The sequence below is a fragment of the Rhizobium sp. P1_E1 genome, from assembly GCF_056406015.1.
The window spans coordinates 1-12,438 of record NZ_JBFUAY010000141.1; the positions used below are offsets into that span (position 1 = coordinate 1).

At 58.3% G+C, this 12,438-nt stretch carries 10 protein-coding genes and 3 pseudogenes; 7 read left to right on the plus strand and 6 right to left on the minus strand.

Annotation, left to right across the window (positions count from 1 at the left end; translation table 11 throughout):
* The first annotated feature begins 43 nt into the window (after positions 1–43).
* Genes AC1D1Z_RS28230 through melA form a run of 3 tightly spaced genes read left to right on the plus strand, consistent with a single transcriptional unit; the run spans position 44 to position 4,251 of the window.
* Positions 44–1,180: an ABC transporter permease gene (locus tag AC1D1Z_RS28230; protein WP_477852271.1), complete on the plus strand. Its 1,137-nt coding sequence runs from the start codon at positions 44–46 to the stop codon at positions 1,178–1,180.
* Positions 1,181–1,190: 10 nt separating this feature from the next.
* Positions 1,191–2,858: an ABC transporter ATP-binding protein gene (locus AC1D1Z_RS28235; protein WP_018448860.1), complete on the plus strand. Its 1,668-nt coding sequence runs from the start codon at positions 1,191–1,193 to the stop codon at positions 2,856–2,858.
* Between the two features lie 22 nt (positions 2,859–2,880).
* Positions 2,881–4,251: an alpha-galactosidase gene (gene melA / locus AC1D1Z_RS28240; RefSeq protein WP_477852268.1), complete on the plus strand. Its 1,371-nt coding sequence runs from the start codon at positions 2,881–2,883 to the stop codon at positions 4,249–4,251.
* Positions 4,252–5,018: 767 nt separating this feature from the next.
* On the opposite strand, the gene AC1D1Z_RS28245 is transcribed toward melA, so the two are convergent.
* From AC1D1Z_RS28245 to AC1D1Z_RS28255, 3 genes are all read right to left on the minus strand, one after another.
* Positions 5,019–5,360 (minus strand): NIPSNAP family protein, encoded by a 342-nt coding sequence (locus AC1D1Z_RS28245; protein ID WP_018448862.1) that lies wholly within the window; start codon positions 5,358–5,360, stop codon positions 5,019–5,021.
* A 138-nt stretch (positions 5,361–5,498) separates the two neighbouring features.
* Positions 5,499–5,987: a cupin gene (locus AC1D1Z_RS28250; protein ID WP_080763959.1), complete on the minus strand. Its 489-nt coding sequence runs from the start codon at positions 5,985–5,987 to the stop codon at positions 5,499–5,501.
* Between the two features lie 433 nt (positions 5,988–6,420).
* Positions 6,421–7,032 carry a L,D-transpeptidase gene (locus AC1D1Z_RS28255; protein WP_477852270.1) on the minus strand — a complete coding sequence of 204 codons (612 nt, stop codon included), beginning with the start codon at positions 7,030–7,032 and terminating at the stop codon, positions 6,421–6,423.
* A gap of 1,121 nt (positions 7,033–8,153) precedes the next feature.
* On the opposite strand from AC1D1Z_RS28255, the pseudogene AC1D1Z_RS28260 reads away from it, so the two are divergent.
* Together AC1D1Z_RS28260 and AC1D1Z_RS28265 are read left to right on the plus strand one after the other, a co-directional pair.
* Positions 8,154–8,521: pseudogene (locus AC1D1Z_RS28260) on the plus strand (transposase domain-containing protein); the annotation flags it as partial.
* Between the two features lie 238 nt (positions 8,522–8,759).
* Positions 8,760–9,683, plus strand: a complete 924-nt coding sequence (locus tag AC1D1Z_RS28265; protein WP_018245201.1) for a hypothetical protein — start codon at positions 8,760–8,762, stop codon at positions 9,681–9,683.
* A 174-nt stretch (positions 9,684–9,857) separates the two neighbouring features.
* Here the strand turns inward: AC1D1Z_RS28265 and AC1D1Z_RS28270 are convergent, their stop codons facing one another.
* A complete protein-coding gene (locus AC1D1Z_RS28270) occupies positions 9,858–10,133 on the minus strand; it encodes a hypothetical protein (protein WP_018245200.1) in 276 nt (91 codons plus the stop codon).
* A gap of 94 nt (positions 10,134–10,227) precedes the next feature.
* On the minus strand, positions 10,228–10,554 hold the full coding sequence (locus tag AC1D1Z_RS28275) for a hypothetical protein (RefSeq protein WP_018245199.1): 327 nt from the start codon (positions 10,552–10,554) through the stop codon (positions 10,228–10,230).
* A 39-nt stretch (positions 10,555–10,593) separates the two neighbouring features.
* Between AC1D1Z_RS28275 and AC1D1Z_RS28280 the strand changes: the two genes are divergently transcribed.
* Positions 10,594–11,604, plus strand: a complete 1,011-nt coding sequence (locus tag AC1D1Z_RS28280) for a hypothetical protein (protein WP_245268263.1) — start codon at positions 10,594–10,596, stop codon at positions 11,602–11,604.
* A 115-nt stretch (positions 11,605–11,719) separates the two neighbouring features.
* Positions 11,720–11,923: pseudogene (locus AC1D1Z_RS28285) on the plus strand (integrase core domain-containing protein); the annotation flags it as partial.
* Between the two features lie 291 nt (positions 11,924–12,214).
* Here the strand turns inward: AC1D1Z_RS28285 and AC1D1Z_RS28290 are convergent.
* Positions 12,215–12,438, minus strand: a pseudogene (locus AC1D1Z_RS28290) (regulator); the annotation flags it as partial.

The following is a 12,438-nucleotide window of genomic DNA, read 5'->3' on the forward strand; positions in this document are numbered from 1 at the left end:
GCCCTGCTCGATCCCCGTGTCCGCCAATATGGAGGAGCCTGAGATGCTGGCTTTCGACTCCGCGCCGCCTCCGCCGACGACAGAACTTTCCATCAACAAGCCATCGCGTGGCCATGAAAGCTATATCGCCCTTGTCTGGCGCCGGCTGAGGCGCTCCTGGACCGGCATGGCAGGGCTGGTGCTCGTCGTGCTGCTGATCGTCATGGCGATCTTTGCCGATTTCTTTGCGCCGATGGACCCGAAGGCGACCGATGTCGGCTTCGCGCCGCCGCAGGTAATGAGCTTCCACGACAAGGACGGCAATTTCGTCTTCCAGCCGCGTGTCTATGCGCTCTCCGATTCCGAAGAGCTCGACCCCGTCACCTTCCAGCCGATCGTTGGCATCGACTACGACAATCCGCGGCTGCTCGGCTTCTTCGTCAAGGGTGCTGAATACCGGCTTTTCGGCCTGATCCCGGCCAGCCGGCACTTCTTCGGCTCGACCGATGGCCAGCCGGTGCATTTCCTCGGCACCGACAAGTTCGGCCGCGACGTGCTGTCACGCGCCATCATCGGCTCGCGCATTTCGCTGACGATTGCCCTGACGGYGGTCTTCATCGTCACCATCATCGGCACGACCGTCGGCATGGTGTCCGGTTATTTCGGCGGCACATTCGATATCTGGTTGCAGCGTTTCGTCGAACTGGTGCTCGCCTTCCCACAACTGCCGCTTTATCTGGCGCTGACCTCGCTGATCCCGGTGACGGCGCCGACCAACGTCTTCCTTGCCTTTGTCATCGCCGTGATGTCGGCGCTCGGCTGGGCGCAGATGTCGCGCGAGGTGCGCGGCAAGACCTTAGCGCTTGCCCGCATCGATTATGTCCGGGCGGCAATGGCCGTCGGCGCCACCGACACGCGCATCATCATGCAGCACATCTTCCCGAACGTGATGAGCCACGTCATCGTCGCGGTGACGCTGCATATACCGAGCGTCGTGCTGCTGGAATCCTTCCTCGGTTTTCTCGGCTTTGCCGTCAAGCCACCGCTGATTTCCTGGGGGTTGATGCTGCAGGATACGGCGACCTATTCGGTGATCGGCTCCTATCCCTGGATTCTCTCCCCCGTCGGCTTCGTGCTCGTCACCGTCTTCGCATTCAATGCGCTCGGCGACGGATTGCGCGACGCGGTCGATCCTTATTGAGGTGATTGATATGGCTCTTGCACTGGTCAATTCCTTCGCCCCGCCCGTCCGCCACGACCATGATGGCCGTTCGGACACGCCCATTATCGACGCCCGCAATGTGGCGGTAAATTTCAAGGTCGAAGACGGCATGGTCGAAGCCGTCAAGGACGTCTCGTTCCAGCTCTATCGCGGCGAGACCATCGCGATCGTCGGCGAATCCGGTTCGGGCAAATCGGTAACGGCGCGCACGGTCATGGGGCTTTTGTCGAAGCGCGCCGTCGTCTCCGAGAAATCAACGGTCGCCTATGACGGCAGCAATATCCTGAAATTCTCCGAGCGGGCGCGCCGCAAGCTGCGCGGCGACCGCATCTCGATGATCTTCCAGGAGCCGATGAGCTCGCTGAACCCGATCTATACGATCGGCAGCCAGATCGTCGAAGCGATCCGCGTGCATCGCCGGATCAGCAAGAGGGATGCGCAAAAGCGCGCGCTCGAACTGCTCGAACATGTGCAGATCCCCGATCCTGCCGCGCGGCTCATGCAATATCCGCATCAGCTTTCCGGCGGCCAGCGCCAGCGCGTGATGATCGCCATGGCGCTTGCCAACGATCCTGATGTGCTGATCGCCGACGAGCCGACGACGGCGCTTGACGTCACCGTGCAGGCGCAGATCCTGAACCTGATCCGCAACCTGCAGAAGGAACTGGGGATGGCCGTCATCCTCATCACCCACGACCTGACCGTGGTGCGGCAGTTCTCGGATTACGTCTATGTGATGCAGTACGGTGAAGTGCGCGAGCACAACACCACCGAAGCGCTGTTTGCCAATCCGCAGGACACCTATACCAAGCATCTGCTTGCCTCCGAGCCGCGTGGCCAGGCCAATCCGCTGCCGGAGGGATCGGATGTCATCCTCGATGCCAAGGGCGTGCGTGTCTCCTTCATGATGCGTCACGGTACCTTTCTCAAGCCGGCGATGCGTGAGCTTGTCGCCGTCGACAGCCTCGATCTGACGCTGCGCCGTCACGAGACGCTCGGCCTCGTCGGCGAATCCGGCTCCGGCAAGACGACATTCGGCCAGGCGATCCTACGCCTGAACACGCCCGATAGCGGCGAGATCCATTTCGACCATCAGCCGATCCACGGCCTTTCCAGAGCCGAGATGCGGCCCTTGCGCGCCCGCATGCAGGTGGTGTTCCAGGACCCGTTCTCATCGCTCAACCCGCGGATGACGATCGGCCAGATCATCGAGGAAGGGCTCGTCGTCAACAGGCTGGGCGCGACCAAGGCCGAACGGCAGGACCGGGTGCGAGAGGCGCTGATTGCCGCCGGCATGCCGGGCAATATCCTGTCGCGTTTCCCGCACGAATTTTCCGGCGGCCAGCGCCAGCGCATAGCCATTGCCCGCGCCATCGCGCTGGAGCCGGAATTTATCCTGCTCGACGAGCCGACATCGGCGCTCGACCTTTCCGTCCAGGCGCAGATCATCGAACTCCTGCGCAAGCTGCAGGACGAGCGCGGCCTGAGTTACCTCTTCATCTCTCACGATCTCAAGGTCGTCAGGGCGCTTTGCCATCGCGTCATCGTCATGCAGCATGGCAAGATCGTCGAAGAAGGACCCGTCAACGAAGTTCTATCCCATCCCAAGACCGCCTACACCGAACGGCTCGTCAAGGCCGCTTTCGAGGTAGCATGATTGCCGAATGCCGGAGGTTATAATGGCAAGAAATCCCAAAATCACTTTCATCGGAGCTGGCTCCACCGTCTTCATGAAGAACATCGTTGGCGATGTGCTGCAGCGTCCGGCTCTGTCGGGCGCGACCATCGCCTTGATGGATCTCAATCCGCAGCGGCTTGAGGAAAGCGCCGTCGTCGTCAACAAGCTGATCTCGACGCTCGGCGTGAAGGCGAAGGCCGAGACCTGTTCCGACCAGCGCAAGGCGCTTGCCGGCGCCGATTTCGTCGTCGTCGCCTTCCAGATCGGCGGCTACGAACCCTGCACGGTCACCGATTTCGAAGTGCCGAAGAAATACGGGCTGCGCCAGACGATCGCCGATACGCTCGGCGTCGGCGGCATCATGCGCGGGCTTCGCACCGTGCCGCATCTCTGGAAGGTCTGCGAGGACATGCTGGCCGTCTGCCCCGAGGCGATCATGCTGCAATATGTCAACCCGATGGCGATCAACACCTGGGCGATATCAGAGAAATATCCAACCATTCGCCAGGTCGGCCTCTGCCATTCGGTGCAGGGCACGGCGATGGAACTGGCCCATGACCTCGACATTCCCTACGAGGAAATCCGCTACCGGGCGGCCGGCATCAACCACATGGCCTTCTATCTCAAGTTCGAGCATCACCAGCCGGACGGTTCCTACCGCAACCTCTATCCCGACCTGCTGCGCGCCTATCGCGAGGGCAGGGCGCCGAAGCCCGGCTGGAACCCGCGCTGCCCGAACAAGGTGCGCTACGAGATGCTGACGCGGCTCGGCTATTTCGTCACCGAAAGCTCGGAGCATTTCGCCGAATATACGCCCTATTTCATCAAGGAGGGCCGCGAGGACCTGATCGAGAAATTCGGCATTCCGCTCGATGAATATCCGAAACGCTGCATCGAGCAGATCGAGCGCTGGAAAGGGCAGGCGGAGGCCTATCGTTCAGCCGACAAGATTGAGGTCGCGCCGTCGAAGGAATATGCCTCCTCGATCATCAATTCGGTCTGGACGGGCGAGCCCTCGGTGATCTACGGCAATGTCCGCAACAATGGCTGCATCACCTCGCTGCCGACCAATTGCGCCGCCGAAGTGCCCTGCCTCGTCGACGCTTCCGGCATCCAGCCGACCTTCATCGGCGACCTGCCACCGCAGCTGACCGCTCTGATCCGCACCAATATCAACGTCCAGGAACTGACGGTGCAGGCACTGATGACGGAAAATCGCGAGCACATCTATCATGCCGCGATGATGGATCCGCATACGGCAGCCGAACTCGACCTCGACCAGATCTGGTCGCTGGTCGACGATCTGCTCGCCACCCACGGCGACTGGCTGCCCGAATGGGCACGCACGACCCGCAAAGTACAGGCCGCCTGACACCCCCTCTCCCGGGTGAGGCGTCAAGAAGCCCCGCGGTCGCAACAACCGCGGGGCTTTTTTTGCGACAGGAACGACGGCTCTTGCAATCGGCATAGTGACCCGGACAGTCGCGGCGACAGCCTATCGCCATTTCATTAAACGCAACTGCCATAGCGATGATTGCGCCGCGAGGCCCAGTCGTCGATGCCAATCACCGAGGGCGGAATCGACAGCGGCAATCCTTGCCTGCGTATGACGCGGAGCAAGGTGTCGTTGCTGACGAGAAGGATCAGCCGCTGAGCAAAAACGCGCCGCCGGGCGTCCTCCAAGCGCGAGGGCCAGATGGTGGACGAGATGCTCGAGACGCCCGGTTCGTCTGGCGTAGGGAGGTAGCACATCGCCGAACCGCCCGGCGAATATCTGCCTGCCGCCGAGCACCGCATCACAGGTGAACCTCCGCGTGCGCACGAGAAGCCTGACCGCGCCTTCCTGACAGGGGAGGTCCGCGACCTGGCGGCAATAGCAGCTTCGAACCGCATGCCGAACATGACGCGGTAGCGCCGGAGGAAAGCAAGATGCAGGTCTCGTCGTCAATGTGGGAAATGCGTTCGGCGATGAATCCAGCCGGTACCAAATCAGAAAGGCGAAACTTAGTGCTCATCAGGCTGACTCCTTGGTGGAAACCAGCAAAGCAGCATCGTTACAACTGCATCAAAACCCCAATATTCGGCGCTGAAACACGCCGAAAAGACTTCCCAATCAATTGCGTGCTGCGTTTCCGCCCGTTATTCCGACAGCTCGGAGAAGCCGCGGTAAAAGCTCGTCGGCTGCAGCAGCGAACTGGCAATGTTGGCGATGATCGGCCCATCCGCCTCGCTCTTTGCCCTCGCTTCCTGCCACTCGCGATCGGCCACGAACTCGGCCCACTTCTGCTCGCGCTCCGCCAGCGACCGCCATTCGAGCAGGTAGGTCAGATCGTTGCTGGAAGAACCGATCATCGTCGTCCAGAAGCCGAGTGAGCGGATGCCGAGTCGCTCCCAGATCGCCAGCGTCGCGGTCTCGAAACGCTGCTGCAGTGCCGGCAGCCTCCCCGGCAGACATGTATAGATGCGCAATTCGTGGATCATCGGATGCTCCTCATGTTGGTCAGGCTAGATCGTGGATATCGTTCAGCGCTGGAAAAAGCGAGGGGCCGCTTCTCCGCTTGTCGGACGCTTGTCCTTAATCCTGCGGCAGACTGCGAAATCGGTCACTGTGCCCGATGACTACCGCCATTTCTCCGTGAGAAATCCTGACGATCCTTGGACGGGGTCGGTATGGGGCAGGGGGACTGACGAGATTTTCGCCAGCATTTCGCTTGAGGGAGCGGACGTCTGAATGTCGGCATGCTGTCCCTTAGGATAAGCGCCTACCACCTGGAAGTCCGACGTGCAGCCGAGATTTCGGTGCCCTGTTCCGGCTGGAAGTACCAGGCAGTCTCCCGCAACCACATCAAGCTCTTGACCGTCGGGACCGCCGATCAACAGCTTGGCGCTGCCACGTGCAATTCCCAGGACTTCATGGGCACCGGAATGGTAGTGCTGATAATCGAAGACACCGTTTATCCAGATGCCTGTCCAACCGTTTGCAGCGAAACGACGGTCGAAATCAGTAGGTTCAGCGTCAGCAAAGAGCCCTCTGTAAAGCAATACAGGAAGATGCGGATTGTTCGGGACCCAGTCGCTCGGCTTGAAAAATATCGTCTCGATGTTCATGTTGAAATTCCCAAGCGAGTTGTCAATTGCCGCGAGCCGACGACCATCGGGCCGTCGACGTTGTCCCCAACTCTTACGCAGCGTTTTCCATTGAACTCATCTGCGATGATGTTCTCAAAAGCTAAACTTTGGCAATCACCAGCGGTTCCTTGGCATGCCGCAGGTTCGAAGAGGGCGCATTCCGACTGATGCGCAAGGGCCCCCTATGCCGAGCCCTCATTGGTCTCTGATTGTCAATCTGATAAGTCACAATCAAGAAGCCGTTGTCGCTACGGACCTTTCTTCGAGGATGGTCTATCTTGCCTGGAAACCGTCCGGCCAGAAAATCAAGGTCAACCCGCCCGTGAAGACATGGCCTGAAAAGGCGAAGGCGGACTTCGCCAGTGGTCAGCGAAGTGGAAATGACGAGACAGTTCGGTCAAGCGATATTCGATCACTGCTGGACGATCACCCGGGTCCCCGGCTGAACCATATCGTAAAGCTCCTCGACGTCCTCGCGGTACATCCGAAAGCATCCGCTCGATGCRTTGGTGCCGATGGAGGAGGGGTCGTTGGTGCCGTGGATGCGCAGCAGTCCGTCGGCAAGGTAGATCGCGCGAGTTCCGAGCGGGTTTGCCGGGCCGGGTTTCACGACGGCCGGAAGCCGTGGGTTCTTCTGCCGCATACTGGCTGTGGGTCGCCATTCGGGATGCAATCGCTTCGACACCACCCGCGTTGTTCCGAACCATTGCTTGCCTTCGCGGCCGACTGCGATGGGGTAGGCGAACTGCTCGCCCTGTGCGGTCGTGTAAATCAGAGTGTGCTCACGCGTGGCGATGACGACGGTTCCCCTTCTAATTCGCGTCGATGACTCCCCACGTTCTTGCAAAGGTTCCCGATAGCCAGGTTCTGGCTCGTAGTAGGGAGGAGGGGGATACGGGCTGTAGGGATCATCATAGTCGTAGCCCCCATAATCGTCGTATCCATCATGCGGGTCATAAACTTGGGCCTGGGCATGAATGGGCGTCAGCAAAAGGGCCGCAACAAGGAGAGCCATCAATCTCATTTTACGCAATCCGTCTGTTATACAGCCTGATTGGGCGGAATTGTGTGGCGGTACTATGGCGGGTTCAGTCTGGATTCCACGGTGATCTCTCGTCGCTCCCATCAACCGCTGAGTTCCTCTCTGCTTCAAGAAAGCGGAATGGTGACGAAGCGATCTAGGGGAGGCGATTCGCGGGCTAGACCGGGAGGTAGACCTTTACCAAATTTCAAAATGCATCGCGGCCTAAGTTCACCGGTGGAACCCAATGGTCACATGCAGCGCGTCGTCAGCCTCCTCCCGATGGCGCGCTATCATTCGTCCTCTGATTAAAACCGGACTTCCATACCAACGACTGTCATTAGAAAGATGACGAGGGAACCACACCGATAGTTGGGACAGGTGGTTCCTGTTGCCGCATTTTGTTKTCTTGCTCGTCACCGGGGCTAAGTGCGTCGCGCACTTCATCGTCTTCCCAACCCGCCTCGATGGCGGAAGCCACAAGCGTCTCGATTTTCTCGGTTTCSGACGCATGCGAAGTCTCATCYAGGCGGCGTCTGGCGGTCTCSAGGCACTGACGGAGGTTCGAAGCGCGACTGGGGTCGTTACGGTCGTAGCTTGGTGATGCGATRTAGGTCATGGGAAGCTCCCTGCTGATCGAGAGGAACACCTGAACAGAACTCCGGTTCCACACTACGCAYCTGCGGTAAGCGCCGTCGTTTGCCGCCGGCGCTTACGTCACGCATTGGCGCTGATCCGCCTGCATCCCCTTGGCCTTRGGCGTTCATCAAGCGTCATCCTGGCGAATGGCCGGTGGCTGTGCTGCAGATGGACCATATGCTCTGACCACGGCAGTCTGGCTGTCTYGGAACTTTCGATCTCGCAAGTCTGTTCGTACTGTTGAATGGAGGTACTGGCCATGTCCAAAAAGAATAATGACAAAGGGGGCAATCCTAAAGACCAGCCGGTCAATCACCCTGACCGTAAAGAAGTGCCACCGGAGCCTGACGATCACAAACACCCGGCTCGAGATACAAGGGAGGCACCGGTGCCCAACCCAAACGATGAGCCTGTCGACAAACCTTAGCAACTGCCAGACCGTCGTGAACCGACTTTTGGATCGTAACCGATGTTCTCATCCCACGGCTTATGTCGCCAAATACTGGGATGGTCTTTGTGTTTTCCTGACCGACGGTCCATCGAGATCGATTACAACACCGTCGAGAGAACCATCCGGCCGATAGCGCTTAATCGTAAGAATGCTCTCTTCGCCGGACACGATGCTGGAGCGGAGAACTGGGCGATCATCGCCTCCCTCATCGAGACGAGTAAGCTCAACGGTGTCGATCCGTTCGCCTGTCTCACCGCCACTCTCAACGCCATAGCTAACGGCCACAAGCAGAGCCGAATAAAGGAACTCCTGCCGTGGAATAACCTGGCACGGCAATATGCATTCAAAGCCTTCTATCCGGCACATTGCGGACTTCTCCCGACATTTGATCCGTCGTTTTAACCCGCCAAAAACGACCGGCGTCTATGGATGTCTCAAGTACCGTGCGAGGTTGCCGTTGAGTGCTTTAACTCGTCAAGGTTTGTTGGCCTCGTGCGCACGGCGAAGAGCCGTCGTCGTCGCGGCTCCACTCCTCGACATCAAGCGAGAAAACTCGTCAGTATGGGAGCAGGGCACCGCTTACCCCAAGAACTCGGTGCCAGCGAAGGTTTCGAACCATTCCCAATAAGCGGAGACAGCTTTGAAAAAATTCAATCCCATTCGAACGCGGGAGGTGATGGGCGGCACTATCGCCCGCGCACTTCGTGCCGAATACGATCCCGCGATGCCGATGGGGAATGTTGCGGTGCATGAGATCAACGATGTTATCTCTGCCTGGCTGGTGCGTCATGACAAGGAAATAACACCCGTTCTTCCACGTGCGCTCCAATGGTTGGACAAGGCCATCGAGGGAAAAGAAGAGGAAAGGTTTGGTCCTTTTCCCTGTTCCCACCGCAGGACTTTGCACTGGGCCAAGGCCCTTGGCCACTGGATGCACGGTAAAGGAAACGACGAAGCATCGTGGAAAACCGCTCAGGATGCAGAGATTGAATACATGCGAACCGGCTTTACCAAAGTACTCGGTGTCGACAAGTTTGACTACAAGCTCCAACGTTTCGTTCCTCAGGAAATCAAGGGCCTGCCGTATAGTTCACGGAGACTGCTCGTCGACGGAACTCTCGACGATTTCATGGCGTTCAGCCTCCAGGCTGGTCAATACGACACCGCAGTCGAAGAATATGAGCGACATCTAAAGCCGAAAAACCCATCACTCAAAACAACGTTAAAGCCACGGGCGTTTGCCTATGCGCTCTGTCTGAAAAAATTAGGGCGGGCGCGATTTGGCGACAATGACCTGTTGGAGGCCGGGCAGCGAATGTTGCGGGCCAATCTCGAGGAAACATGGTTGGGAGTCGGCCAATATGAGCGTGCGGCCACATGGTTGAAGATCGTCTATTGGGACCGCGACCAGACCCTGACGCCACTGGAGACCATCCTTAAAGCCTATGACAACATGCCAAACGTACCGTTGCCTGATTTCATGCTGGCAACCCGGTCCGAACTTGAGCCAAATTCCCTTCGAATGAGGTGGGCACAGTTAGTCAAAAGACTTCGGTTCAAATGAGGTTTTGCATTGATAACGTGAGCACTGATTTCGTAAGCGGTGTCCCGCTTACACGTTGACCGAGCTGCGTTTTGTAGTGCCGAGTGCTTTAGGATGAGGGGATAGCCCTGCGGAGATTTACTCGGCCTCAATAATTCCACGGCAGCAACCTATCGATCTGGCTCTGAGCCTGGTTCATAGGTCCTTCCTCTCAAGCGAGCAGACTTCGAGATCGTCTTCGTCGAAAACCACCTCGGCCACTCCAAACGGGGGGCCATCAAACCAGCCCATCGCATCTGCCTGCTCATAAGTAGGCGTTTCGTGCTCTTTCGTGCCACCAGCCTGGACGGTCGTCATCTCAACCGGATGGACGCGAATCGCGACAACTGTGCGCGTTCCGACGTCGGTACACCGCCACCGCCTCTTCCCGCACCAGAACTCCAGACCGATCTGAAACTCCGAGTGTTCCATGCATGATCTCCCTGATTTAGTATGTGATGATTACAAATAGCCGAGTGTCGGGTCTTCGAGGCTGCTGCTATCTTGTAAAAGTCGAATCAGGAGGTCACAAACCTGACTCGCGCCGAACAAGGCGCTCTCTCCAATCCAGCCACGCACGGTTTATGATGGTTGTTTCCTCAACCGGAGCGCCCATGGTCCAATACTGTCGGCCGTCGATGTCAAGGTAGACAGAGCTTCTACTAGTTGGCTCAAACCACCTTCGTTCGCCCTGGGTACGGATGAATGAGACGGCTTCCTCAAACAGGGCCTGGTCCTCCGGCGGATCGTCGAATTGCCGTACCGAGTATTCGTGCGGCCACTGCGGCATGGTTTTCGCGTAACGCCAGTGGCGCGTGCCGATGAACTTCTTGAAGTCATCAATGCTATCCATTAGGTCTCGTCTTTGCTCCTGAAGTTCAAGAGGCTAATCATGCGACTACTCATGAGCCACCTCGCCCAATTCAGCTCGCTCTCCAAACAGGGAGAGTTGCTGTGCACGCAGGGGCTTGCCTACCTTCTTCAGAATTCGGATGCACGCAAGAGCTTTGGGGACCATATCTCCAAGATGGTGGGCAGAACTATCAACGCCGACTTGACTTGGCGAGCCGAGGCTCGACAGAAAGACGGTGCCCGCCCCGACTTGGAGGGCTGCACGGCTGACGGAAAGCTCGTGGTCAAGATAGAGGCGAAATTGGGCGCGGCGTTTGGCGAGGGCCAACTCAGTTCGTACCTTGGCGACCTTCAAGAAAGCTCTGATAGTGGAATGTTGCTGGTGCTGGTACCTCATTATCGGGTTGCTGCGATGAAAGCATCGGTGCCGTGTGTGTCCGCTCCTACCGAGGATGGTCCTTGGCAGCGGGGTGCAACGTCCGACTTTTCGGTTGCGGTGATCGATTGGGAAGGGGTCTTGGTCGCCCTGAAAGATGTTCGCTCCGAACCGTTCCGTGGTGACCTTGCCCAATTTCGGGCCATGTACAGGGTCCTTCAGGGCTACGACATCGAGCCACTGAGGAGTGTCTCTGAACTGTTCGCTTGGCGCGAGCGGAAAGAGGTATTCGTCAATCTTGTGGATCGCGTTACCCGCCGCTTGGCGCAGCAGAGCCGAGTCCTCCCAATGGGCAAGGACGGTCCCGACGACTACCAGCGTCGATATGTCTGCCTACCGCTTGGCGCAGACGAGCCCTGCTTCAGCGTGGGGGTCCGCGATCCTTTTCCGGGGTACACGACGCCTATCTGGCTGCGTTTCCACCGTCTTACGCCCAAGTTCTCGGTTATCCGCGAACGTCTTGTCGCGTCTGGCTTCGCGCAGCGATTAACTGAGTGCGGTGGCCACATCTGGATACATCTCGATGTTCCGCTCAATGCCGACGGCGAAAGTCTGGTTGATTCGTTGGTTGAGCAAGCACAACGGGTTATCGAGGTCGCGTACCAGCCATTGTGACACACAGACGTGTGTCCCGCAAAATCTCTGAGAAGCGGCAGTTATGCTTGCCCCGGCGACGACTGGTGAATGAGTGACTGCCCCGGTTTTCTCACAGCACCTCTGCCGTGCTGGGGACAATGCCTTCATCGAAGCATTCAACGGCCGCTTCCGAGCCGAATGTCTGAACCAGCATTGGTTCCTGACCCTTGCGGATGCCCGCGAAAAGATGGAGGATTGGCGCAGAGACTACAATGAGGTTCGGCCACATGGTGCCATCGGCAATAAGGTGCCAGACTTACTAATGAATCCGGGAGGCGCAACCAGCCCACCTCCTTGAATGAAGCCGGAAAACTCCAGTCTCCGGTGGTCCAGAATCCTGGGGCGGTTCAAAAACCGCCGGGGCTCTACTCGCCGCCGGATGAAAGTTCAGTGGCAGGTCACTAGGACTTCCGAGTTCGGCGTTACCTCACAAGACGGCCCTCACCGTGGGCTTACGTGGGATCAGGACAGCGCTTACTTTGGATCGGGTTCGCTGTTGCCTGGAACAAGGAAGATCCAAACGTCTCGCGATGACATCATCGATGTCTTTGATTTCTCGAGCGCCGGCCATCCTAGCGTCGCAATCAAACTATTCCTCGGCGTCGGAACAGTTCTTATATTGCAGCTTCTGAAGTGGCGCATCCAGCCTCAGGATGAGCCCGGTCGGGGCGTAATCAAGAGAGACCTCCCCGAAAGCGGACAGGCTGGAGCTGACGAGCCGCGTGCCGAACCCCTTCTTGGTTGGAGTTTCCACCGCCGGACCTCCAACCTCCTGCCAAGTGAAGTTCAGGCTCGGGGCGCCCGCCTTGTCGC